Source organism: Paraburkholderia edwinii (assembly GCF_019428685.1).
GTDB lineage: Bacteria > Pseudomonadota > Gammaproteobacteria > Burkholderiales > Burkholderiaceae > Paraburkholderia > Paraburkholderia edwinii.
Genome location: NZ_CP080095.1, coordinates 1,225,215 through 1,249,979, shown reverse-complemented (window position 1 = coordinate 1,249,979; position 24,765 = coordinate 1,225,215). Strand labels below are relative to the sequence as shown.

The window sequence follows — 24,765 nt, the reverse complement described above, 5'->3', positions numbered from 1 at the left end:
GCATTGGCGCGGAATGTTTTAGGCCTCGTTACTCCCAGCAAAATTCCCGCCACTGCCCGGTAAAAGCTTTCCAATCCTTATCAGATGCCGGCGGCCGTATTTACCGCACACCACGCATGTGCTGGAAAACACGGACAAAAAAAATCGCCGGCGCATAAAGCGTCGACGATTTCATTTTTTGCTGCACAGGCTGCCCACGAAATGTCGGGCAACGCCGATCCTAAGTAGGACAGACCGTCTTACACACTGCTATCCGCGCGGACGTTCGCCGCGCGGATAGGCTCCGCGGCCGCGATGCGCGCCTCGCCCGGCAGCGTCCACTCGAGCCAGCGGGAACGATGCAGCACGACCAGCACGAAGGCGAGCGCCGACAGGCCGCCGAACGTTGCAAAACCCATCTGATAGCTGCCGGTGCTTTCCTTCGCAATGCCCATGATGACCGGCAGATAGAACCCGCCGATACCGCCTGCCGCACCGACAATGCCCGACATCAAGCCGGTCTTGCCCTTCCAGCGCTGCGGCACGAGCTGGAACGTCGCGCCGTTGCCGAGTCCGAAGCACAGGTACATCGCGACCAGCAGCACGATGCCCGCGGCGAGCGGCGGCATCCAGGCGGCGAACACGAAGTCGCACACCGAGATTCCCGCGAGCAGCATCACGAGCGCGCGCACGCCGGAGATACGATCGGCGACAAGGCCGCCGATCGGCCGCACGAGCGCGCCGATAAACGCGAGCAGCGACATAAAGAGGCCTGCTTCGAGCGCCGGCATCTGGTAGAGCGAGATCAGCAGCGTCGTGACATACGAGGACATGCCGACAAAGCCGCCGAACGTGATGCTGTAGACGAGCATCACGACCCACGTATCGCCTTCGACGAGCACGCTGCGGTAATGACGCGGCAACACAAAGATCGCGAGCAGCGCGCCGAGCACCGGCAGCAGCAGCACGCCCGTCCTGCCGGGTCCGAACGCGCCCGCATGCACGACAAGCACGAGCGCGACGAGACCCGCGAGTGTGATGAAGAAGCTGCGGAACGCGCGCGGCGCGCTGCCCGACTTCGGCGCAAGGTCGTGCGCCCAGAAAAACAGCGCGGTGGCCGCCAGCGCGAGCAGCGGCAAAGCGGCGCCCGCCGCCGTCGTCCAGCCGAAATGCGCGGCGAGACCGGGGAACAGGAAGCCGTCGAGCACCGCGCCGATATTGCCGGCTGCCGCGAGACCGAGCACGAGCCCCTGCACCTTCGGCGGATAGTTGCTGCCTGCCATCGGCAACGCGACCGCGAAGCTCGCGCCGCCGACGCCGAGGAACACGCCGAGCACGAGCAGCAACGTGTAAGACGGCGTGCCCGGCATCAGCAGCAGCACGATCGACGGAATCGCCGAGAGCAGCACGCCCATCAGCGCGATGCGCCGGCCGTCGCACGCCTGGTACAGGTTGCCGAGCGTCACGCGCAGGATCGCCGCGCCGAGCACCGGCACCGCGACCAGAAAGCCCAGTTCGGCGGGCGACATCGCAATGTCTTTGTGAATGAACGGCGCGAGCGGCCCGAACATCACCCACACGGTGAAACCGGTATCGAAGTAGAAGAAGCACGCGAGCAGCGCGCGCCAGTTACCGCTCGTCAACGAACTGAACAGATTTTTCATGGGTCTCTCTGCGAGGGCGCGCACGACGTTGTGTGCACGCAAAAGAAAAGCGTCCCGAACCGCACGCGCGCAAGGCAAATCGGCACGCCGATCGCGCTACGTGTGGTTCGGGACGCCGTTGCCCCTTAGTGGTCCGCTCAACGCGAGCGCACCGCTCTCGAACTGCAATCATCAAGGCCGCCATTGGCCTCGGCGGCGATTAACGCAATAGGTATGCCATCGGGTGTCGAGGTCGCGTGCGGCGAGTGGCCGAATGCGCGCGACGAGCGCGGCTCGATAGGGGCAATCGCTTGTCTGGAGGGGCCCTGGGCGCGGCGAGGCGCGCGTTGGAAAAACGAAAGCGGCTGCAGACAATGCGTCTGCAGCCGCTTTTTCGTCGCTCGCGAATGGCTTTTTACCGAACCGGCCGATCGCCCGCACGCACGCTGACGAAGCGAACCGGTGCCGCGCCGTGGTGCACCGCACCACGGCCGTGCGTTCGTCGGTGGATTACCGCTGGTTCGACCCCGAGATCACATCAACCCAGACGGCCAGCACGAGAATGCCGCCCTTCACGATCATCTGCCAGTATGAGTCGACGTCGAGCATCGACATGCCGTTGTCGAGGCTCGCCATCACGAGCGCGCCGATCAGCGCGCCGTAGACCGTGCCCGAGCCGCCGCGCATCGAGGTGCCGCCGATAAAGCACGCGGCGATCGCGTCGAGTTCGCCGGTCGTGCCCGCCGACGGCGAGCCCGCCGCGAGCCGCGCGGTTTCGACAAGGCCGCCGAACGCGCACATCAGCCCCATCAGCGCGAAGATCGCGAGCTTCACGCGGTTCGTGTTGACACCCGACAGGCGCGTCGCTTCGAGGTTCGAGCCGACCGCGTAGATACGGCGGCCGAACACGGTCTGCGTCGCGACATAGGTGAAGATGCCGAGCAGCGCGAGCAACACGAGCACCGGCACCGGAATGCCGCCGTAGCGGTTCAGCGTGGCGACGAACGCGAGCACGAGCAGCCCGGCCGCCACAATCTTCACGCCGTCCTGCCACAGCGGCACAACGGGCAGGTTGTAGTGCTGACGGCTCCTGCGCTGCCGCACGGTCAGCACGGCGAGCAGCGCGAACAGCACGACCGCCAGCACATTGCCCGCGATACGCGGCAGATAGCCTTGCCCGACGAACACGAGCGCATCTGAGGCGGGCGCGATCGTCGAGCCGCCCGTGATGCCGAGCAGCACACCGCGATAGGCGAGCATGCCGCCGAGGCCGACGATAAACGACGGCACGCGCAAATAGGTGGACCACCAGCCGTTGAACACGCCGACCGCGACGCCCGCGAGCATCACGACCGGCAGCGTGGCCGCGAGCGGCCAGTGGAACTTGACGTCGAGAATCGCCGCGAGGCCGCCGAGCAAGCCGAGCAGCGAACCCACCGACAGATCGATTTCGCCGGCGATAATGACAAATACCATGCCGCACGCGAGCATCCCCGTGATCGACATCTGCCGCAGCAGGTTCGACAGGTTGCGCGGCGTGACGAACGCGCCGTCGGTGAGGAACGAAAAGAACGTCCAGATCACCGCGACCGCAAGCAGCAGCGCGAGCAGCTTGTAACGCGCGAACAGTTGCTTGACGCGCTGGCCCGATGCGATCGATGCGCGCCCGGGCGCGCGGTTTTCGACGGAACTGATTTCAGGTGTCATGCGACGCTCGCAAGTTGAGAGGGGTCATGGCGTTCGGCGCTAAGCGCCGCCGTCAGGATATGTTCCTGCGTCAGGCCGTCGTTGACGAAGTCGCCGCGCAGGCGCCCTTCGCCGATCACGAGCACGCGGTCGCTCACGCCGAGCACTTCGGGCAATTCCGAGGACACGACGACAATCGACACGCCGCGCCGCGCGAGCGCGAACATCAGCTTGTAGATTTCGTATTTCGCGCCGACGTCGACGCCGCGCGTCGGCTCATCGAGAATCAGCACCTGCGGGTCGGTGAGCAGCATGCGCGTCAGCACGGCCTTCTGCTGGTTGCCGCCGGAAAGACTCGCGATCGACAGCATCGGCGACGCGGCGCGCACCGACAGGCGCTTCATTTCAGTGTGGATCGTGTCGAGTTCCGATGCGCTGTCGATACGCCCGCCCTTCGCGAAGCGCGACAGCACCGCGAGCGTGATGTTGTAGCCAACGCCTAGCTGCGGCACGATGCCGTGCCGCTTGCGGTCTTCGGGCACCATCGCAATGCCGGCGCGAATCGCGTCGGCCGGTCCGCCGATCTTCAAACGCTTGCCGTTCATCCAGACTTCAGCGTGGCTCGCGCCCGGATAGGCGCCGAAAATCGCTTGCATCAACTCGGTGCGGCCCGCGCCGACCAGACCCGCGACGCCGAGAATCTCGCCTTTGCGCAACGAAAACGACACGTCGTCGACGCGTTTGCGGTTCGCATTCGTCACGTCGAAACACGTGACGTTGCGCGCTTCGAAAATCACGTCGCCGATGTCATGCGGCTCGCGCGGAAACAGGTTCGTGATCTCACGTCCGACCATCATCGCGATGATGCGATCGGTGTCGAGCTTCGCCATCGGCTGCGTCGCGACATGCTTGCCGTCGCGGATCACGGTGATCGTGTCGCACACGGCTTCGACTTCGTCGAGCTTGTGCGAGATATAGACGCACGCCACGCCGCGTTTCTTCAGGTCGCGCACGATATTGAGCAGGATCTGCGTTTCGGCCGCGGTCAGCGATGAGGATGGCTCATCGAGAATCAGCAGCTTCGCCTGCTTGTTCAGCGCCTTCGCGATTTCGATCAGCTGCTGATGGCCGCCGCCGTAGTTCATCACGGGCTGCGCGACGTTGATGCCTTCGATATTGAGCTCGCGCAGCAGCGCGTCGGCGCGCTGATACATCGCCGCGTAGTTCATGCGGCCGCCGGGCAGCGTGATTTCGTTGCCGAGGAAAATATTCTCGGCCACCGACAGCTGCGGCACGAGCATCAGTTCCTGGTGAATGATCACGATGCCGGCGCGTTCCGTATCGCGAATGTTCTGTGCGTGCAGCGGCCGGCCTTCCCACAGCATCTCGCCGGACCAGTCGCCGTACGGATAGACGCCCGACACGATCTTCATCAGCGTCGATTTGCCGGCGCCGTTTTCGCCGCACAGGCCGACGCATTCGCCGGGCGCGACCGAGAGATCGATGCCGTCGAGCGCCCGTACGCCGGCAAACGATTTGGCGATGCCGCGCAGTTCGAGAAGCGCGGGTGCCTTGTGCGCCTGTTCCATGCGTTTCGTCCTGGGTGGATCGAGGGCGCGCGCGGGCCCGGCCTGTGTTACCAGCCGGGCGTGCCGCCGGATTTGCCTCTGGTGGTACTGAACCCGCGCGCCTGTTACAGAGAGCGACGAACGCGTCAGTTGCCGGCGAGCTGCGCCTGCGTGTAGAAGCCGTCCTTGATCACGACGTCGGCGTTAGCCTTCGTGAGCAGCGTCGGCTGCAGCAGCACCGTGTCGACCTGCTTCTTGCCGTTGTCGTACTTCGCGTTGAACGCGGGCTTGTTGCCCTTCGCGAGATCGACCGACAGCTGCGCCGCCTGGCTCGCGATCAGCTTGAGCGGCTTGTAGACGGTCATCGTCTGCGTGCCGGCGATCACGCGCTTCACGGCCGCGAGGTCCGCGTCCTGGCCCGATACCGGCACCTTGCCCGCGAGATGCTGTGCGGCGAGTGCCTGGATCGCGCCGCCGGCGGTGCCGTCGTTCGAGGCCACGATCGCGTCGATCTTGTTGTTGTTCGCGGTCAGCGCGTCTTCGGTGATGCGCAGCGCAGTGGCGGCGCTCCACTCGGGCACCCACTGCTGGCCGACGATCTTCACATCGCCGCGGTCGATGGCGGGCTTCAACACCTTCAGCTGGCCTTCGCGCAGCATCTTCGCGTTGTTGTCGGTCGGCGCGCCGCCGAGCAGGAAGTAGTTGCCCTTCGGCTGCGCGTTGAACACACCTTGCGCCTGCAGTTCGCCGACCTTCTCGTTGTCGAACGAGATATAGCCGTCGACGTCCGCATCGAGAATCAGGCGGTCGTACGACACGACCTTGATGCCGGCCTTGTGCGCTTCGGCGATCACATTGCCGAGCGTCTTCGAGTTGAACGGCACGATCACGATCACGTCGACGCCGCGCGAGATCAGGTTTTCGATCTGCGAGATCTGGCGCGATTCGCTGGCGTCGGCCGATTGCACCGATACCTTCGCGCCGAGTTTGGTTGCGGCCTCAACGAAATAGTCGCGGTCGCGCGACCAGCGCTCGACGCGCAGATCGTCGATACAGAAGCCGATTTCGGGTTTGTCCTTGCTTGCGTGCGCAAGCGGGGCGATCGAGGTCAGGCCGGCAAACATCGCGGCGCAGACGAGCGAATTCAGGACGGTACGACGCATGGCAGATTTCATGTCTCACTCCTTTTTCTGGTTGGCTACCGGCGCTTTCAAACGTGCGAGAGAAGTGAAGAGGCCGGCGAAATCGTACGGATGCGCCGCGAATTCGTGTTCGCGGTCGTCGATTGTGGTGATGCGGGATTTGTCCGCCCGACAGCGTGGGCCGTGCGGGCCGGTCGGGCAATTGCGAAATTGCCCGGCCCGGTTGACGTTTTTTACCGGCGCGCGGCACGCGGGCCGCGCATGCGCCCCGCTATTTCGCGGGGCCGTAGAGCGCTTGCGTCACGATGTCTTCGAGGTGCTCCTGGCGGCCGCTCACATGCCGCGGCGCGATGCCACGCGCAATCGCATCGTTGGCCAGCGCTTCAAGCGTGAAATTGCCCGAGAGAATCTTGCGGCCGAATTCGCTGTCCCAGGCCGCGTAGCGCTTTTCCTTGAACGCGGCGAGCCGGTCGTTTTCGATCAGGCGTGCCGCGCGTTCGAGCGCGATCGCCAGCGCGTCGATCGCGCCGATATGGCCGTAGAACAGATCGTCGGGATCGATGCTTTGACGGCGTACTTTTGCGTCGAAGTTCATGCCGCCCGTCGTAAAGCCGCCGTTGCGCAGAATCTCGTAGAACGCGAGCGTCAGTTCTTCGACACTGTTCGGGAACTGGTCGGTATCCCAGCCGTTTTGCGGGTCGCCGCGATTCGCATCGATACTGCCGAATACCCCAAGCGCAAAAGCATTCGCGATCTCGTGATGGAACGAGTGGCCCGCGAGCGTCGCATGGTTCGCTTCGATGTTCACGCGAATTTCATCCTGCAAGCCGAATTGCGTGAGGAAACCATGCACGGTCGCGACGTCGTAGTCGTACTGATGCTTGGTCGGTTCCTGCGGCTTCGGTTCGATCAGCAGCATGCCTTTGAAGCCTTTCTTGTGCTTATGCTCGACCACCATGCTCATAAAGCGGCCAAGCTGCTCGCGCTCGCGCTTGAGGTCCGTGTTGAGCAGCGTCTCATAGCCTTCGCGGCCGCCCCACAGCACATAGTTCGCGCCGCCGAGGCGCTGCGTTGCTTCGAGCGCTTCGAACACTTGCGTCGCGGCGAACGCAAACACTTCCGGATTTGGATTCGTGGCCGCGCCGGCTGCGTAGCGCGGATGCGAGAACAGGTTCGCCGTGCCCCACAGGAGCTTCACGCCCGTCTCTTCCTGCTTGCGCCCCAGGTAGTCGGCGATCGCCCGGAAGTTGCTCACGTACTGCTTGATGCTGTCGCCTTCAGGCGCGACGTCGTTATCGTGAAACGTGTAGAACGGCGCGTTGAGTTTCGAGAACATTTCGAAGGCGGAATCGGCCTTCAGGCGCGCGCGCTCCATCGGCTCGCCCGCGCCGTGCCACGGACGCTCGAAGGTGCCCGGTCCGAACATGTCGGTGCCGGCCCAGCCGAACGTATGCCAGTAGCAGACGGCGAGGCGCAGATGATCTTCCATGCGCTTGCCGAGCACGAGCTTGTCGCGATCGTAGTAGCGGTATGCGAACGGATTGGTCGACTGCGGGCCTTCATAGCGCACGGCCGGCAGGTGTTCGAAATAGGACATGCGCGTCTCCTTGATTGATGTCGTGCGTGCGCGTTTCGCCGCAAGTGCGCATTTGGCGCGCACCGCACGTTTGCATGAGTGACGCCATGCTGCCAGCTTGGGCTTCGAACCGGCAATTGCGAAATCCGCCAGCGCGACTAGCGATTCTTGCCGCCCGTTAAAATCGTATGGCGGCGGCAAGCTTGCACCGCCTAGAATAAGCAGAATACTTAATACCAACAGCGTGCGAAATTGCTTATCTGCGCTTATTTGCGCTTACCCGCGCTTGCCCAAATGGTGAGTCGCGTTTGCCCTTAAGGGTTTCGCCGCATACGGAGACGACGGCATGCCGACCATCGATGCATGCCGTTTAACTGGAACGATGACACGCCAGCAACCTGCTCAACGTACGCATCGAATCGCGCTGCTCTTCAACGCGAACAAGGTCTATGACCGCGAGATCATTACCGGCATCGGCAAGTACCTGCTGTCGACTCGCGTTGCATGGGACCTGTTTCTCGAGGAGGACTTTCGCGCGCGATTGAACGGCATCGAACACTTCGAAGGCGACGGCATCATTGCCGACTTCGACGACCCCGCCGTGTGCGAAGCGCTCTCCGATTGTCCGCTGCCGGTGGTCGCGGTCGGCTCGTCGTACGAAGAGGCGTCGCGGTATCCGGAAAACCTGCCATATATCGCCACCGATAATCGCAAGCTCGTTTCGCTGGCGTACACGCATCTGATCGGCGCGGGCTTGCAGCGCTTCGCGCTCTACAGCCTGCCCGAAGCGCCGACGAACCGCTGGGCGCAGGAACGCGAACTCGCCTTCAATGCGCTGCTCGAGGCAGACGGCCTGACCGGCGATGTGCATCGCGGGCTGCCGACCAGCGCGCCGGTCTGGAACCAGGCCAGCGAACAATTGGCCGCGTGGTTGCAAAGCTTGCCGAAGCCGGTCGGCATTATCGCGGTGACCGATGCGCGCGCACGTCAGCTCCTGCAGGTGTGCCTGATCTCCGGCATCGCAGTGCCCGAGGAAGTCGCGATCATCGGTATCGACAACGACCCTTTAACGCGTTCGCTCACGCGCATTCCGTTGTCTTCGGTGATTCAAGGGACCGAGGAAATGGGCCGCACGGCCGCGCACCTGCTGCATCAGATGCTGGGCGGCGCGCGCTTTGCGGGACGGCGCATTCTCGTGCCGCCGGTCGGCATCAATGTGCTCGAATCGACGCGGCATCAGCCGGTGTCGAGTCCGTACGTGATGCGCGCACGCCATTACATCCGCCAGTACGGCTGCCAGGGCATCAAGACCGAGCAGGTCGCCGACTATGTCGGCGTATCGCGGTCGTCGCTCGAAGAACACTTTCGCCGCGAACTCGGCTGCACCGTGCATCAGGAGATTCTCAACCACAAGCTCGAGGTCGCGAAACGGTTGCTCGCGCAACCAGACATATCGAGCACCGAGGTCGCGATTCGCTGCGGCTTCACGTCGTTGCAGTACATGTACGCGGTGTTTCGCCGTGAACTCGGCTGTACCCCGCGCGAGTACCATGAGCGCCTGCAGTCCACCCAGGCATCGCAACCCGGCTGACACGCTCGCTGAAAAACCGGCTAACCCCATCGGCTGAACCCCAGACTTCGATTTTTCATCCATGAATCTTGCAGACTCGCGCAGCACCGATCGCGCTCCTCACGCGCATGTCACCGTCGAACGCTGGGGTACGCTGCCCGGCGGCGATGCGGTCCGTCTTTTCACGCTGCGCAACGCGCATGGCATGCGCGTGGTGATCAGCGACCTCGGTGCGACGCTCGTCTCGTGGCATGCGGCCGACCGCGCCGGCCGCATCGCCGATGTCGTGCTCGGGCACGACACGCCGGCCGAATATCTCGCGAGCACCTCGTACTTCGGCGGCACAATCGGCCGCTGGGCGAACCGCATCGCGCATGCGCGCTTCGCGCTCGATGGGGTCACGTACCAGCTCGATCGCAATCAGGGCGACAACCTGCTGCACGGCGGCGCGACCGGCTTCCATCGCGCGCTCTGGGATGCGCGTGAAGTGGACGGCACGCTGGTTTTCGCGCACGAATCGCCCGAAGGCGACGCGGGCTTTCCGGGCACGCTCGAAGCAACCGTGCGCTACACGCTCGACGACAACGGCGCGCTGACGATCGACTACGACGCGGCCACCGACGCGCCGACACCGGTCAACCTGACGAATCACACGTATTTCAATCTGTCCGGCGGATCGGCCGACAGATCGGCCGACATTCGCGGCCATATGATCGAAATCGACGCCGACGAATTCTGGGAAGTCGACGACACGCTGATTCCGATTGCGCGTGCAAGCGTGACCGGCAACGCATTCGACTTTCGCACGAGCGCGCCGATCGGCGCGCGCCTCGACTGGCCGCATACGCAACTGGTGCGCGGCAAGGGCTTCGATCATTGCTATCTGCTGCGCAGCACGTCGGGCGCCGCGGGTGCCCCGGGTGCCGCGGGTGCGTCGTCCAATCCGCCCGGCGCGGTGCGGCGCGTGGCCGTACTGTACGACCCGGGCAGCGGCCGCGAACTCACCGTCGATACCGACGCGAACGGCTTGCAGTTCTACTCGGGCAATTATCTGGAAGGCGTCGTCGGGCGCGGCGGAGAACAGTTGCGCAAGCACGCGGCGCTGTGCCTCGAAACCGGCGGCTACCCGAATCAGATCAATATGGACGATACGGCCGCGCAAACGGTATTGCGCCCCGGCGAACGGTATCGGCATACGACCGTTTACCGGCTCGGCGTCCGGTAGGCAATTTGCCCGCTTGCATCCCGCTCACAGGCGGGCTTTTCCAGGCGCCGGCTCGCGTTGAATACCGGTCGGCCACGCGCAGCATCCGTAACCGCCAGAAACATTTCGGGACGGTTCGGTTTGCTTGCGATTCTTGCGGCGTTCACAACGACGTGAAATGATAGCGGTTCTCATCTGAGCGCCAGCCAACCCTCCTGCTCCGCGGCCATTTCCGTACGACGTACGGCCGCGTAGGCCAGACGGCCAGCCAGCCCGGACTGCCGGCCGCACCTCGGCGCACTGCTTTTGTGCGTTATCGCGACGGTGTCCAGACCACTCCAGGCAGTGCAACAGGCAAGCGAGCGCGCGCCCGCCGACGGCGAACGTCTGCCGGCCGCCGCATCGCGCTTTCCCGGCATCACAACCGGTTACGACCATTCACGACCCAACGCTATTCGATTCGCGGAGCCATCTTGAACACCACCGACACCCTCGACTCGGGCGCCGCCGATTTCGCACCGCTCGCACCGCATGCATCGGCAACCGTTGCCGGGGCTTCCGGCACTTCCGGCGTTGATGCGCAGCAGAAGCGGCCGCGGCGGATCACCTTTATCCGCTGGCTGCGCAAGATTCACGGCTGGATCGGCCTGTGGGGCGCGGCACTCGGACTGCTGTTCGGCACCACCGGCTTCTTTCTGAACCACCGCGCGGGACCGCTGCGCATCTCGACGGGCGCGCCGCAGGTCTCTGAACTGCAGGTGCCGCTGCCCCAGCCGGCGCCCGAGTCGCCGCGCGAGCTGGCCGCGTGGCTCAAGGGTGAACTGAAGCTCGCCGGCAAGCCTGGCCGCGTGCAGAAGGAACCGGCGCATGCGGTCGCGTGGGGCGATCGCAGCGCGGTTCAGCCCGAGCACTGGCAACTGACGTTCGCGTCGCCGCAACAGATGACGTCCGCCGACTACTGGGTCGGCAGCGGCTACGTCACCGTGAAACGCACCGGCAACACGTTCCTCGCGACGCTGACCAATCTGCACAAGGGCGTAGGCTTAAGCGTCGGGTGGGTGCTGCTGATCGATACGCTCGCGGGCAGCATCATCCTGCTGTCGCTGACGGGCGTGCTGCTGTGGACACAGCTGAATACGCGGCGCACGATCGGCGCAGTGCTCGTGATCGGGTCGATCGTGGCCGCGGTGTCTGTCGGGCTGGCGTAGCGCGGTTTAGCGCAGTTCAGGCGCCGCCCGTCGACATTCGGCGCCGTTCAATGCGGCGCGCGGAACACCGGTGCGCCGCTCGGTGCGCCCGTCAGTCCGCCATCGACAACGATTTCCGTCGCCGTAATACCCACCGCGTCGTCGGATGCGAGGAACAGCACTGCGCGCGCCGTTTCTTCGGGGTCAGCGAGGCGGCCGATCGGAATGCGCGGCGCGATCGCCTTTTCCGTATCGTCGAGCGTCTGACCGGCGCGCGAGTTGCGCGTCCAGATCGGCGTGCGCGTCGGGCCCGGAATCACCGTATTCACGCGAATCCCTCGCGGCGCCAGTTCCGCTGCGAAAACCTTCGCCATCCCCGTCACACCCGCCTTCGACGCCGAGTAAGCGGCCGAGCCGGCGATGCCTTCGCTGCGCATCACCGAGCCGTTGAGCACGATCGCGCCGCCCTCTTGCATCAGCGGAAGCGCGGCTTGCACGGTCAGAAACACGGAAGTCAGATTGGTGCGCGTGATTGCCTCGAAAGCGGCGGCGGTCGTCTGGCCGAGCGGCGTCGCGCCGCTCACGCCCGCATTCGCGAACACCACGTCGAGCGAACCGAATTCATTCTTCACCTTCTGGACGACACGCTCGAGCGCGTCGGCGTCGTTCAGGTCGGCGTCGATGCCGATCGCGTTCGGGCCAAGCTCAGTCAGCGCCTGATCGAGCTTCTTCGCGTCGCGGCCGGTGATCGCGACGCGCGCGCCCTGCTCGATCAGCATCTTTGCCGTCGCGAAGCCGATACCGCTGTTGCCGCCCGTCACGAGGGCCGTTTTGTTCTGGAAACGCATGGTGTTCTCCTTGGGAACCGTTCATTTGCGCTGAATCGACTGATTCGGCGTTATTCATTGCAACCGCAATCATAACTGTAATGATACTGACCGCAATGAATAAGATCAAACGACCCTGAAAGAACACTGTGTTCGGCTGGCAAAGACAAAAGGGAAATGAAAGAAATATGCCAGGTGGCTATGCGAACGCACCCGCTTCGCCTCAGAACATCGATGAGGACCGGTAACGATGGGGCTACCTTCGCCCGCTTATACGTGGCCGTCATCGGTGTCGTCGCAGTCGAAAGAATCGACAGTAAATTGACGATCACCTCGCCGCGGACGGCCCCGCGCCGGTGCAAGGGAATTGTTGAGACTTGCGGGGATCAGAAGCCTTATAATTGCATATGCAATTATAAATATGCTCGTCGTCACCCGGTCCGGTTGCCTGAAGCGTGCGCCGGATCGAGGCAGGTTGGGAGTTCGTCCATGAAAGTCAGCAAGGAGCAGGCGGCGCAGAACCGCGCCAAGCTTATCGAAACGGCCGCGCGCCTGATGCGTGAGCGCGGCATCGACGGCGTCGGCGTCGCCGAAATCGGCAAGGCCGCCGGGCTCACGCACGGCGCGCTCTACGCGCATTTCCCATCGAAGGACGCGCTCGCCGCCGAGGCGCTCGCGTTCGGCCTCGAGCTCGGTCATCGGCGTCTGACCGCGCCGCGCAACGGGCGCTTACCCGAACTCGGCGAACTGCTCGACGGTTATCTGTCGGAGGAAAAGCGCAACGACATCGCGGATGGCTGCGCGATGGCCGCCTCGGTCAGCGAGATCGGACGCCAGGACGTATCGGTCGGCGAGCGGTTTGCCGAAGGCTTCGAGCAGATGGTCAGCGTGTTCGCGTCAAAGCTCGGCGATCAGCAGGCCGATACGACGCGGCGCGAGCATGCGGTGACGATGACCGTCGCGATGATCGGCGCGGTTTCCGCTTCGCGCGCGGTGATGAAGGCGCGGCCCGACCTCGCCGACGAAATTCTGCATGCGGTCCGGCATTCGATCAATGCGATCGCGGCGCACCCGTGCGGCGAGACGCAAGCGGATACGGCAGACGAGCCTACAACAGTCCCAGCGCCGACGCCTTCAGCGTAGCGGCCGCGCGCGTCGAGCACTCGAGCTTGCGAAACACGCTTTCGACGTGCGTGCGCACGGTGCTCGGGCTCAGATCGAGTTCGCGCGCCACTTCCTTGTTGCTTGCGCCGCGGCTGATCGAACGCAGCACATCGGTCTCACGCGCGGACAGGCGCGCTGCTGCAGAGGCTGATGATGCTAGCCGGCGCTGTGTCACACCCGGTGCCGCCACGCGCGGCGCGTCCGGTCCGCACACGCACGCAAGCAGCGTCTCGACCACCTCGGGATCGTAGCGCCCGCTCGCCGCTTCGTCGCGCAACAGTTGCGATGCTTCCTCGACGCCGAACGCGGCGCGCCACGGCCGCGCCGCGCGCAGCGCAACCCACGCTACCGACGCCGCGAGCACACGCGCTTCGAGCGGCACCGCATCGCGCGCAACGCCGCGAAAATAACCGGAGCCATCGCCGCGCTCGTACGCATACGACGCGAGTTCGGCCGCATCGGCAAGCGCGCCGGTCTGCCGGCCCGCGCGCGCGGTCCAGTACGGCACGAGGCGCACGCGCTCCCACGCGGACGCCGGCAAGCGCCCCGGCGTATCCCACAGCGCGTTCGGCACCGCCGCGCGGCCGATGCCATGCAACAGACCCGCGCGATAGACGCGCTGCTGAACCAGCGGATCGGCGATCAGCTGTGCGCAGCAGTGGGCAGCCGTCTGCGCAACGGCGCGCGAATAGCCGGTCATCCAGGGCAGCTTCAGATCGATGACGTCGGCGATCAGTTCGGCCGACGTCGTATCGGACATATGCGGCGTCGCCAACGCGTCGTCGACTTGCGTGGGATCGAGTGCGTCGAGCGCCGCGAGTTCATCGAGCCATCGCTGGCCATGCGCATCGGCGAGTGCCGCAAGCGCGGCCGGATAGCGCGCGTTCGCGCGCTGCGCGATCAACTGCAGCGCCTGTTCGACGCCATAGACGCGCGCGAAGATTTCGAGGTCGCCGGCCAGCGCGATGAGGTACACGGCAACCGGCACCGCTTCGCCCGCAAGCTTGTCGGGCAGACCGCCGCCATCCCACGCTTCGAAGATATGCCGCAACGCGGCTTGTGTACCGTCGGCGAGACCCAGCATGCGCGCGACTTCGCCGGACACTTCGCAATGAATCTGCGCAAGCGGCGTCAACGCGGCGCTCACGCCGCCTTGCGCGGCGAGCGGCTGAGCCCAGTCGGGCCGGTTTTCGAGCATCGCCACGCGACCGCCGACGTCGTCGCCGAGCACGTCGGCAAAACCGGATGCGTTCGCGGTACAGCCGGACCAGCGCAACAGCGACGCTTCGATCACCGCGCAGCGCGTGGCGTCGTCGGCGCCGGCCGCGCGCGCGAATTGCGCGGCGAGCCACGCCGTGCGCAGCGAGTGATCGGTGGGCTGTCCCATGCTGAGGTCGCCGATAAAGGCGAGCGCCTTGACCGCGTCGAAGACGCGCAGTGCGGCGCCCGGGTCTGGCGCCGTTGACGATGCGTTCATGAATTCGCCGTCGAATATCGAATGTCGAATGGAAACCGAGGGTCGGTTGACGATGTTGCGCACTATACCGTTATCGCAGCCGCGCGTAGGGGCCGGTAAAAAGCGCGCCATTGCAATAAAAAAGCGCACAGCCCGGTAATACCCGACAAGGCACTCGACAAGGCGGCCCGACAAAGCCCCTGCAATCGCCCGACAAAACTCAAAACTGCATCATGCGCATTGCACTCCTTGTCTCGATCGCCAATAGTAGAACGACGTGCGCGCCGCGCATCCGATGTGGCGCGCACTGGTTTTCATCTGATGAGGAGCTGATCGTGCACAAGTTCACTGCTACGCTGCATCTCGCCGCCGCGCTTGCTTTAGCGGGCGCTGCCGGCATCGCGAATGCGCAAGGACTGTCCGTCTACGACGACGTCCATGCGCCGCAAAACAGCACGAAACTGATGCCGAACGCACCGCTTGGCAGCGAGTATCCGACGCATGGCAATCGCCAGGCCGGTGAACTCGATCTGAACCCGACCGACCCGCGCGCGCAGCTTGCCAATGGCCTGCCGAACAATGCGGAAGCGGGCGGCTATGGCGCGCCGCTTGCAGGCTGGCGCAACAACGTGACGCCGCCGCCTTCCGGGCAAAAAATGGAGTGAAGCGTTTGTGCTCGCCGGCGCACGTTGTGCACCGCTCGATAGCCGCTCGATTGGCAGACAGTGGCGGCAACGATCGGACCGGCCGCGATGGCCGTGCGGCTAATGACCGGACCGCTTGCTGTCTTTGTCGTCGCTGTCTTTATCGTCGCTGACGCTGTCGTCTGGCGTTTTCACCTTGAAGTTCATGGAGAAATCCCACGACGCGCCGATACCGGTCGGGCTGGCAAGGTACAGCGCGCCGCCCGCACATAACACGCCGGCGATCAGCAAAAGCCAGTTGCTGACGCTCACCGGTATTGCGCGCTGTTCGGGCGTCCGCAAATCCTTCATGAAAAGCAGGATCAGCCATGTGACAAGCGGCGTCACGATGGCTGAAAGTATGGCCCACTGCCAGAAACGTCTTCCCTTGTTGCGGGCGTAAAGACCGACACATACACAGACAGGCACTGCCAGAATCAGAAAACACAGGTTCACGAAACGACTCCCATTAAAGGGGCCGAATTTACGCGAACCTGCGTCGCCTCTCTCTCAATAAGGTAGTGTCATCCGCCGCGGTCGATCAGTTCCTTGCCGGCAGCGCGGCCTGCCTACGCGCTGCCCGTCCTGCCCTCACTTCTTGTAGATCCGCTTACGCGCCTGTTCGAGCTGCGCAAGAATCGAATCGAGCTTCGTCGGATCGGACACGAACTGCTGCATGCCCTTCATCCCTTCGTCGGCCATTTCCTTCGTCATATCGCGATCGTAGAACTGCGCGATACCGCCCTTCGTATTCGCGAGAATCTGAAAGCCGATCTTCGAGATCGGATCCTCGGGCTCCGGCGACTTGCTGTTCGCCGACAGCGAGCCGAGCCCCTTCGCGATCTGCGCACCGATCTCCGGCGTTTCGACGAAGGCGAGGAACGTATGCGCGTCGGCCTTGTTCTTCGCGCGCGATGGAATATGCAGCGATTCGACCGGACCGTCTTCGGCGGTCGGCACCTTCGCATCGATAATCGGGAACTGGAAGAAGCCCATCTGCGGCTTCACGTTCGCCGGAAAGCCGCCGGTGATAAACGTGCCCATCAGCATCATCGCGGCCTTGCCCTGGAACAGGAACGGCTGTGCGGCGTCGAGATCGTAGGACAGCGAGTTATCGATAAAGTCGTGATCGTCGAGCAGCTGCTTCCACGTCGTGTAGACCTTCTTGACGCGCGGGTCCGTGTACGGAATTTCGCCGGCCATCAGCTTCTGGTGAAACGCATTGCCGTTGATACGCAGATCCAGGTAATCGAACCAGCCGGCAAGCGTCCATGCATCGCGGCCGCCGACCGCGAACGGCGTGATGCCGGCGGCTTTCAGCTTGCGGCACGCGTCGAGCAACTGGTCCCATGTTTTCGGCTCGCTGGCGATACCGGCCTTCTGGAACAGGTCCTTGCGGTAGAACATCCCCCACGCGTAATAGACGGTCGGCGCCGCGTACTGCTTGCCTTCGACGGTCGACGCTTCCTTCGTCGACGCGTACATGCTGTCCCAGCCATTTTTCTTCCAGTCGCCGCTCAGGTCTTCGAGCAGACCGCGCCGCGCATAGTAGGCCATGCGCTCGCCGTTGTGCCAGTTCACGATATCCGGCGCAACCGTGGTCAGCCAGCCCGGCAGTTGCACCTTGTACGCTTCCTCATCGATAAACGACACCTTCACGTCGACATTCGGATGCGCCTTCTTGAACTCCTCGAGGACCTGCTGCCAGACGGCTCGCTGGTTCGCGCCCTTGAACGCGATATTGATGGTCATCGTGTCGGCGTTCGCGGCAGCCGGGAAAGACAACACACCCGACGTCGCCGCGGCGGCAAGCGCGAGCGCAACGGCGATGCGCGTGCCGCGAGCCTTCAGTGCTTTTACGGTCATTCCTGTCTCCTTGGTTTTACTTTCTGTGGCACTGCTGTTTGGTTGATCGCTGTGTTTTAACGCGTTCGGTATGCGGCTACGCCCTGCGGTTCGACCTCGCGCGCGCCGATCACGAAGTCGGCTGCATCGACGTTGTCGACCGTGTGCACACGCTCGCCGTAGTTGAACACGTAGGTCAGCGCGCCGCGGCGGCTCACACGCAAGCTGTCGCCAAGCGCATGCGGCGTGAGGCCCGCTTCGGACGCAATGCGCGCGAATAGCTGTTCGGTCAGCCGCTCGTCGAAAATGCTCGCGAAATAGTGCGCGGCGCCGCGGCGGACATATGCTGGATGTCCGTCGGCAAAGCGCGCGCGAATCTCGAGCGCCGTGTCGGCGGCTGTGTTGTTACCCGTGTTGTTACCGGTGTCGATCAGATCTCGCCAATGGCGTGCGTCGCCTTCAGTCTTCGCGTCGACGCTCACGCGTTCTCCCGCATTCGGCCGCAACGATTCGACGCGCCACACGCGCATCGGCAGCAACGAGGCAAGCGGACCGGGCGGCAAGTGCGCGGGAATCTGCAAGTCGCGCGTCTTCGATCCGCTGCGCGGACCGAACACGACATGCGTGCCGCTCGCTTCGACGCGCGCGGCGAAGTCGTCGGGCACCACGGGCAGCGGCGGCACGACGACCAGCGCATAGCCGTCGAGCGGCGCGGTCGCCGGGATTACGTCGACATCGAAACCGAGCGCGCGCAACGCCGAGTAATACTCAAACGCAAAGCGCGGATAGGCGAAATCGGCGCCTTGCGGATGAATCTCGAACAGCCACTTCGCTTCATAGTCGTAGACGAGGGCGACCTTTGTGGTCACTGCAGCGTCGGCATCGGCATGGGCCGCAGCGACCGCGCGGATTTCTTCGGCGACGCGCGCCGCTTCGTGCCCGCCGACATCGAGCTGGTTATCGGGCGTGTTGAGCCCTGCATGCATCTGCTCCTGCGCAAACGGCGCCTGCCGCCATCTGAAGTACGACACGCAGCCCGCGCCGTGCGCAAACGCTTCCCAGCTCCACAACCGGACCATGCCCGCTAGCGGCGCCGGATTCCACGGCGCCCAGTTGACTGGCCCCGGCTGCTGCTCCATCACCCAGAACGGCAGTTTCGACATGCCGCGATAGACGTCGTGATTGAACGACGCGAAATCCGGATGGCTCGTGCGCAGCCATTTCGCTTTCAGTTCCGGTTCGAACCATTGCTGTTCGAGCGCGCCGAGCGGGTAGCTGTCCCACGTCGCGACATCGAGATCGGCCGCGACCTTGTAGTGATCGAACTCGGTAAAGAGTTGCATGAAGTTGTGCGCAACGGGCCGGCCCGGCGAATGCGCGCGGATGATGTCGACCTGCATGCGGTTGTAGCGCGCGACTTCATCCGAGGCGAATCGCCGGTAGTCGAGCCGGTGCGACGGATGCGCTTCGGTGACGGTGCCGACCGGCGCATCGATTTCGTCGAAGCTGCGGTATTCCATGCTCCAGAATACGGTTCCCCACGCGCGGTTCAATGCATCGACCGTTCCGTAGCGCGCCTTCAACCACTCGCGAAAACGCGCGACCGCCGCCGGCGAATAGCTGACCACGGTGTTGTGGCAGCCGTATTCGTTATCGGTCTGCCAGTACGCGACGGCCGGATGCTTGCCGTATCGCTCGGCGACCGCGGTGCAAATCGTTCGCGATGCTTCGAAAAACGACGGCGACGAAAAATCGTAATGACGACGCGAGCCGAACCCGCGCGGCTGGCCATCGGCGCCGACCGGCAGAATGTCCGGATGGCGGTCAATCAGCCACTTCGGCGGCGTCGCGGTCGGCGTGCACATCACCACTTTCAGGCCCGCGTTGCCGAGCACGTCGACCGCGCGGTCGAGCCATGCCCAGTTGTATTCGCCGGGCGCCGGTTCCATCCGGCTCCACGCGAACTCGGCGATCCGCACCTGCTCGATGCCGAGCGATTTCATCCGGCGGGCGTCGTCTTCCCACATCGACTCAGGCCAGTGTTCGGGGTAGTAGCAAACTCCGAGGCGCATCGTTTCGTTCCTTATGCGTTGAGAGGGACAGCGGCGCCGCGCGCGGGCACCGCGAAACCGTCTTCGGTGAACAGATGGCAGGCAGCCGGGTTTGCGCGAAACGTCACGCGCTCGCCGATCGAGACCTGCGCGCCGCCGGGGACTTTCGCGATTAGCGTGTCGCCGCCTGGCTGATCGAGGTGCACATAGCTGTGCTCGCCGAGATGCTCGACGAGCTGGACGCCGCGCGTGAGTGTGGTGTCGGTGTTGCCGCTTGTGCCGCTTGTGCCGTTCGCATCTGCATCGATCAGTTCGAGATGCTCCGGACGCACACCGAACGTGACCGTCTGCGCATTCTGCAAGCCGCTGCCATCGGCTTCGACGCGCAAGCGCTCGCCGCTCTGCGCAAGCGTGACAGTCACGCCTTGAGCATCGGCGGATGCGACCGTCGCCGGCAGAAAGTTCATGCGCGGCGAGCCGATAAAGCCGGCGACGAAGCGGCTCGCCGGCCGGTGATAAAGCTCGAGCGGCGCGCCGATCTGCGCGATGCTGCCGTGGCGCTCAGTGTCTTTGCCCGCATGCAGCAAGACGATGCGATCGGCCAGCGTCATCGCCTCGGTCTGATCGTGCGTCACGTAAACGACGCTCGCCTTCGCGAACTGCCGGTGCAGCTTCGCGATCTCGATACGCGTCTGGCCGCGCAAGGTCGCATCGAGATTCGACAACGGCTCGTCGAACAGAAACACACCGGGTTCGCGCACGATTGCGCGGCCGATCGCCACGCGCTGCCGCTGGCCGCCGGACAATGCGCGCGGCCGCCGCTCGAGCAGCGCTTCGAGTTGCAGAATGCGCGCGGCCTCGCGCACCTTGCGGTCGACCTCGCTCTTCGGCACTTTCGCGAGCTTGAGCCCGAACGCCATATTCTCGTAGACGCTCATATGCGGAAACAGCGCGTAGCTCTGGAACACCATCGCGACGCCGCGTTCGGCCGCGGGGATATCGTTCACGAGGCGCCCGCCGATCGACAGGTCGCCGTCAGTGACATCTTCGAGGCCCGCGATCATGCGCAGCAGTGTCGACTTGCCGCAGCCGGACGGGCCCAAGAACACGCAGAACTCGTTTTCGCCGATCTCCAGATCGACGTTGCGAATCACCGGCGCGCTATCGCCGTACGCTTTCTGTACGCCGCGTAACGAAATGCTCGCCATTCGTCTCCACTCCATGTTTAAATCGACGGGAGCCGGAGATTAAGCGCTTAATCAGCGGGGCTTCAAAAAACGATCGCAAGCGCGATCGTTCGCGTGAAGCTTCGTCTCCGATCTCATTCTGTTTGTGCGGGAATGGTGCCGCGCGCCGGGCAGCAACGCAAATTCTGAGAAAGCATCCCACATACTGGCGACACGATCCCCTATGTCTATTCCATGTCCACTTTGAGCGAAGTCGCGGCGCACGCCGGCGTCACCTCGGCGACCGTATCGAACGTGCTGCGCAATCGCGGCCGCGTCGGCGAACAAACGCGCAAGCGCGTGCTCGAAGCGGTCGCCGCGCTCGGCTATCGCCCGCATCTGGCCGCGCGCGCGCTCGCCGAAGGCCGCGCGCCAACGATTGCGCTGATGGTGTCGAGCATCGCGAATCCGTTCTATCCGGAGTTCGCGCTCGCGGTCGAGCGTGCAGCGCGCGCAAGCGGGCATTTCGTGATCGTCTGCAATACGAACCAGGATCCGCTTGCGGGCCGCAAGTATCTCGAACAGATTGCCGGCACGCTATCCGAAGGCGTGCTCGTCATGAACGCGAATCTCGACTTCGCCGATTTGCACCAGACCGAAGCGCGCGGCACGCCGGTCGTGCTGTGCATGTGGGAGCGGCCGCACGATCCGCCCGGTCTGCCGTGCGTGGCTGTCGATTTCCGGCGCGCGGGCGAGCTTGCCGCGCAACATCTGCTCGAACTTGGTCATCGGCATATCGTCGCGATTGTCGGCAGCAAGCGCGCGGGTATTCATGCGGCGCGTTACGAAGGCTTCGTCGATGCGTTGCGCGCCGCGGGCGTCAAGCTGCCGCGCACGTGCGTGCGGCACGCACCCGATACGATCGAAGGCGGCTATGCGGCCGCGCGCGATCTGCTCGAAGCGCATCCGCACACCACGGCGATCTTCGCGACGAACGATCTGCCGGCGCTCGGTTCGATCAACGCGGCATTCGATCTCGGGCGCGACGTGCCGACGGATTTGTCGGTGATCGGCATCACCGATATTCAGCTTGCGCAGCAGTCGCGGCCGCCTTTGACGACAGTCGCGGTGCCCACCGTCGAAGCCGCGGAACTGGCGGTGTCGCTGCTGCGGGAGCTTGTCGAGCGGCCCGGCGATCTGCGCGGTGCGGCGCGCAATGGAACCCGCAACGAGACACGTCATGACCTGCGTAACGACTCGCGCGGAGGCGCGCAAAAGCGCGCGAGCGAAGCACCGCGCGTCTGCGTGACATCGGAGCCGCGGCTGATGGTGCGTGGTTCGACGTGCGCACCGCGTAGCAAGGGTGGGCCCACTAAAAAGGCGCGGCGTGGCTGAGCAATCACGGTATCGCCCTCGCTCGTCGGCCCGTTTGAGCACGATGCGCACGGATTGAATTTTTTTCAAAGGGGCCGCGTCCATGCGCGGCCTCCGACGCGAAGTTGTGATACCCGCTATGCTTCGTGTTTTCGCATCCTGATCGGTGCGCGCCCCCTCCAGTCAGCATTTCGCACGATGTCGTGCGCCTTTCTTTCCCTTACGTTCACATTGCGGAGACACGTCCATGCAATATTGCAAATTCGGCGGCACAGGCCTGACGGTTTCGCGTCTGTGCCTCGGCACGATGACATTCGGCCTTCAGACCGACGAAGCGGTATCGCGCGCCATTCTCGACAAGGCGAGCGATGCAGGCGTCACGTTTATCGATACGGCCGATGCCTATCCGCTCGGCGCGACGGTCGAACAGACCGGCCGTACCGAGGAAATCATCGGGCAATGGCTCAAGGGCAAGCGCGAACGCTTTATCGTCGCGACCAAAGCATTCAACAAGGTGGGCCCGTCGGAGTGGGATCAGGGTTCATCGCGCAAGCATCTGCTCAATGCGATCGACAACTCGCTGCGGCGCCTGAACACCGACTATGTCGATCTCTACCAGCTGCATAACGACGATCGCGAGACGCCGCTCGAAGAAACGCTCGAGGCACTCGATACGATCGTGCGCTCGGGTAAGGCGCGATATGTCGGCGTGTCGAACTTCCTCGCTTACCGGCTCGCAAGCGCGCTCGGACGCGCGGATGTGATGCGCGTCGTGCGCTTCGTGTCGGTGCAGCCGCGCTATAACCTGCTGTTCCGTCAGATCGAGCGCGAACTGCTGCCGCTCGCCGCCGAGGAAAAACTCGCGGTGATGCCGTATAACCCGCTCGCAGGCGGCCTTCTGACCGGCAAGCATCGGCACGATGCCAAGCCCGCCGAAGGACGCTTCACGTCGGCGACGGTCGGCAAGGCCGGCACGATGTATCAGGAGCGCTACTGGCACGAGCGCGAGTTCCAGACGATCGACAAGCTGCGCGGCATCGTCGACAAGGCCGGGCTGTCGCTGGCGAAAACGTCGCTGGCATGGGTGCTTGCCAATCCGGTCGTGACGTCGGCGATCATCGGTGCGAGCCGGCCCGACCAGCTCGACGAGACGCTCGCGGCTATCGATCTGAAGCTCGATCCGGAACTGAAGGCGCAACTCGATGAGGCAACCGTCGAGTACCGGTGGGGCGACGCGGCACGGTAAGTTCCGATTTCATCGGCAACCGAAAGACGGACCGGGGAGACGAGCGCAGCGCTCCTCGGTCAACAGCGAACTGCTGTAGGACTGATTCGGAATTTCCTTGCTTATTCATACCGACGCACTTGTGCATGCCTTAGCGCTAAAGATTAATAGAGAATAAATTTAAATATATCGAGCGCTTTTAAGGCAGTCACGCATATTAAAATAAAAAGAATTACCAGGAAGATAGGCAGGTGAGGTACGATTTATTGGACGCCTATCCACAGCAGGAAAGATCGAACTCACCCATGGCTCTGTACTTCATCACAGCGCTGTCCAATCCGGACAAGGTCGTAGCAGCAGCAAAACAGCTCGTTTCCGCTCGTGATTTTCACGAAGTGGCCAACGATAAATTCTTTCTGTCCTTCAATGGCACGACAATCGAGTTGGGAGAAAAACTCGGCATTAACGGAGGCCAGACCGGAATGGGCATCTTATTGCGTGTAACGGCGTTTCATGGCCGCGCACCCAAGTCAATTTGGGAATTTATAGGACTGCAGCTGAGTAAGACATGATGCAAACTCTCTCGACACAAGGCGCCGTCCGCGACGCGCCCGATCTGCCAGTTCAGGCTCAGACAATGGGCAATGAAACCGGAAGCAACTTCACTTTCGCGGTGTACACACAGCTCGCACAAATCCACCGCGAGCTCGGCGCTTTGTCAATGGCCCAAGTCCAGTTGGACGCGTACGTCAAGGAATCGGAAATTCGCCTCACCGACCTCGCCCGCGAATCTGAGTCGCGTTTGACAAAGGCCGGCGAAGAAGCCGAGCAGCGCTTGACAAAGTTGAGCGAAGATGCGGAAAAGCGCTGGGCCAAATGGTGCGAAGAAGCGGAGATGCGCTCGGCTAAATGGTGCGAAGAAGCCGAGCAGCGCTTAACAAAGTTGAGCGAAGATGCGGAAAAGCGCTGGGCCAAATGGTGCGAAGAGGCGGAGCAGCGCTCGGCCAAATCGAGCGAGGAGGCTGATAAGCGTTGGGCTAAATCGTGCGAGGAGGCTGAGAAGCGCTGGGCCAGATCGAGCGAAGAGTCTGAGAAGCGTCTGACCCAACTAGGCCGCGAATCCGAGGAGCGATTCGCGAGGCGCGTCGAAAAGGTTGAGGAGAGCGTCGAGAAACTCGAAACCAGCGCACTCGAGCGGGTGAAGACGACCGAAGACAAACTCTCGTCGCTGAAGGACTTCGTCCATCGGTTGTTCTGGACCGGGACTGGAATCGTGGCGGTGCTCGGCGTTACCTTGGGGTGGAAGCCGATCTGGGTGTGGGTCTCCACTTATAGTGCGTGAGAAGTGGCGGAGACAGCCTTGCCTCCGCCACGCGCGTCAACGCGCTGTCACCCCGACGTCAACCCGCTATGCGGCTT

20 protein-coding genes are annotated in these 24,765 nt (G+C 63.5%); 9 read left to right on the top strand and 11 right to left on the bottom strand.

The features are described from left to right. Nucleotides 1-239: 239 nt before the first annotated feature. The 5 genes from KZJ38_RS05485 to xylA all read right to left on the bottom strand — a co-directional run bounded on the left by KZJ38_RS05485 (nucleotide 240) and on the right by xylA (nucleotide 7,615). On the bottom strand, nucleotides 240-1,643 hold the full coding sequence (locus tag KZJ38_RS05485; protein ID WP_219799141.1) for an MFS transporter: 1,404 nt from the start codon (nucleotides 1,641-1,643) through the stop codon (nucleotides 240-242). Nucleotides 1,644-2,132: 489 nt separating this feature from the next. Continuing rightward, nucleotides 2,133-3,329 (bottom strand): sugar ABC transporter permease, encoded by a 1,197-nt coding sequence (locus KZJ38_RS05480; RefSeq protein WP_219799140.1) that lies wholly within the window; start codon nucleotides 3,327-3,329, stop codon nucleotides 2,133-2,135. Continuing rightward, nucleotides 3,326-4,897 carry a D-xylose ABC transporter ATP-binding protein gene (gene xylG, locus KZJ38_RS05475; RefSeq protein ID WP_219799139.1) on the bottom strand — a complete coding sequence of 524 codons (1,572 nt, stop codon included), beginning with the start codon at nucleotides 4,895-4,897 and terminating at the stop codon, nucleotides 3,326-3,328. Before xylG ends, KZJ38_RS05480 begins: the two co-directional genes overlap by 4 nt. Nucleotides 4,898-5,022: 125 nt before the next feature. Then, nucleotides 5,023-6,051, bottom strand: coding sequence for a D-xylose ABC transporter substrate-binding protein (gene xylF / locus KZJ38_RS05470; RefSeq protein WP_219799138.1), 1,029 nt, complete (start codon nucleotides 6,049-6,051; stop codon nucleotides 5,023-5,025). 238 nt (nucleotides 6,052-6,289) lie between these two features. After that, a complete protein-coding gene (gene xylA / locus KZJ38_RS05465; protein ID WP_219799137.1) occupies nucleotides 6,290-7,615 on the bottom strand; it encodes a xylose isomerase in 1,326 nt (441 codons plus the stop codon). A gap of 361 nt (nucleotides 7,616-7,976) precedes the next feature. On the opposite strand from xylA, the gene KZJ38_RS05460 reads away from it, so the two are divergent. From KZJ38_RS05460 to KZJ38_RS05450, 3 genes are all read left to right on the top strand, one after another. After that, nucleotides 7,977-9,185 carry a XylR family transcriptional regulator gene (locus KZJ38_RS05460; protein WP_219800128.1) on the top strand — a complete coding sequence of 403 codons (1,209 nt, stop codon included), beginning with the start codon at nucleotides 7,977-7,979 and terminating at the stop codon, nucleotides 9,183-9,185. Between the two features lie 61 nt (nucleotides 9,186-9,246). Next, the gene (locus KZJ38_RS05455; RefSeq protein ID WP_219799136.1) at nucleotides 9,247-10,389 is read left to right on the top strand and encodes an aldose epimerase family protein; all 1,143 of its coding nucleotides are present in this window, start codon (nucleotides 9,247-9,249) and stop codon (nucleotides 10,387-10,389) included. A 452-nt stretch (nucleotides 10,390-10,841) separates the two neighbouring features. After that, a complete protein-coding gene (locus KZJ38_RS05450) occupies nucleotides 10,842-11,576 on the top strand; it encodes a PepSY-associated TM helix domain-containing protein (RefSeq protein ID WP_219799135.1) in 735 nt (244 codons plus the stop codon). Nucleotides 11,577-11,623: 47 nt separating this feature from the next. On the opposite strand, the gene KZJ38_RS05445 is transcribed toward KZJ38_RS05450, so the two are convergent. After that, nucleotides 11,624-12,403 (bottom strand): SDR family NAD(P)-dependent oxidoreductase, encoded by a 780-nt coding sequence (locus KZJ38_RS05445; protein WP_219799134.1) that lies wholly within the window; start codon nucleotides 12,401-12,403, stop codon nucleotides 11,624-11,626. Nucleotides 12,404-12,871: 468 nt separating this feature from the next. Between KZJ38_RS05445 and KZJ38_RS05440 the strand changes: the two genes are divergently transcribed. Continuing rightward, a complete protein-coding gene (locus tag KZJ38_RS05440) occupies nucleotides 12,872-13,525 on the top strand; it encodes a TetR/AcrR family transcriptional regulator (RefSeq protein WP_219799133.1) in 654 nt (217 codons plus the stop codon). Here KZJ38_RS05440 and KZJ38_RS05435 read toward each other — a convergent pair. Continuing rightward, nucleotides 13,491-15,023 (bottom strand): HD domain-containing phosphohydrolase, encoded by a 1,533-nt coding sequence (locus KZJ38_RS05435; protein ID WP_219799132.1) that lies wholly within the window; start codon nucleotides 15,021-15,023, stop codon nucleotides 13,491-13,493. The two genes, KZJ38_RS05440 and KZJ38_RS05435, sit on opposite strands and share 35 nt — an antisense overlap. 314 nt (nucleotides 15,024-15,337) lie before the next feature. Here KZJ38_RS05435 and KZJ38_RS05430 point away from each other — a divergent pair, with 314 nt between their 5' ends. Beyond that, on the top strand, nucleotides 15,338-15,667 hold the full coding sequence (locus tag KZJ38_RS05430) for a hypothetical protein (RefSeq protein ID WP_246641648.1): 330 nt from the start codon (nucleotides 15,338-15,340) through the stop codon (nucleotides 15,665-15,667). A 99-nt stretch (nucleotides 15,668-15,766) separates the two neighbouring features. Here the strand turns inward: KZJ38_RS05430 and KZJ38_RS05425 are convergent, their stop codons facing one another. From KZJ38_RS05425 to KZJ38_RS05410, 4 genes are all read right to left on the bottom strand, one after another. Continuing rightward, nucleotides 15,767-16,141 (bottom strand): hypothetical protein, encoded by a 375-nt coding sequence (locus KZJ38_RS05425; RefSeq protein WP_219799131.1) that lies wholly within the window; start codon nucleotides 16,139-16,141, stop codon nucleotides 15,767-15,769. 135 nt (nucleotides 16,142-16,276) lie between these two features. Then, on the bottom strand, nucleotides 16,277-17,551 hold the full coding sequence (locus tag KZJ38_RS05420) for an ABC transporter substrate-binding protein (protein WP_219799130.1): 1,275 nt from the start codon (nucleotides 17,549-17,551) through the stop codon (nucleotides 16,277-16,279). 56 nt (nucleotides 17,552-17,607) lie between these two features. Beyond that, a complete protein-coding gene (locus KZJ38_RS05415; protein WP_219799129.1) occupies nucleotides 17,608-19,602 on the bottom strand; it encodes a beta-galactosidase in 1,995 nt (664 codons plus the stop codon). Between the two features lie 11 nt (nucleotides 19,603-19,613). Then, complete coding sequence (locus tag KZJ38_RS05410) at nucleotides 19,614-20,789, bottom strand: ABC transporter ATP-binding protein (RefSeq protein ID WP_219799128.1); 1,176 nt, start codon at nucleotides 20,787-20,789, stop codon at nucleotides 19,614-19,616. Between the two features lie 213 nt (nucleotides 20,790-21,002). Between KZJ38_RS05410 and KZJ38_RS05405 the strand changes: the two genes are divergently transcribed. The 4 genes from KZJ38_RS05405 to KZJ38_RS05390 all read left to right on the top strand — a co-directional run bounded on the left by KZJ38_RS05405 (nucleotide 21,003) and on the right by KZJ38_RS05390 (nucleotide 24,688). Further along, nucleotides 21,003-22,142: a LacI family DNA-binding transcriptional regulator gene (locus KZJ38_RS05405; RefSeq protein ID WP_219799127.1), complete on the top strand. Its 1,140-nt coding sequence runs from the start codon at nucleotides 21,003-21,005 to the stop codon at nucleotides 22,140-22,142. Between the two features lie 226 nt (nucleotides 22,143-22,368). Then, entirely contained in the window at nucleotides 22,369-23,367 is a 999-nt protein-coding gene (locus tag KZJ38_RS05400) for an aldo/keto reductase (RefSeq protein ID WP_219799126.1), read from the top strand. Nucleotides 23,368-23,651: 284 nt separating this feature from the next. Further along, nucleotides 23,652-23,918 carry a hypothetical protein gene (locus KZJ38_RS05395; RefSeq protein ID WP_219799125.1) on the top strand — a complete coding sequence of 89 codons (267 nt, stop codon included), beginning with the start codon at nucleotides 23,652-23,654 and terminating at the stop codon, nucleotides 23,916-23,918. Beyond that, on the top strand, nucleotides 23,915-24,688 hold the full coding sequence (locus KZJ38_RS05390) for an apolipoprotein A1/A4/E family protein (RefSeq protein ID WP_219799124.1): 774 nt from the start codon (nucleotides 23,915-23,917) through the stop codon (nucleotides 24,686-24,688). The genes KZJ38_RS05395 and KZJ38_RS05390 overlap by 4 nt, the downstream gene beginning before the upstream one ends. Nucleotides 24,689-24,765 lie beyond the last annotated feature (77 nt).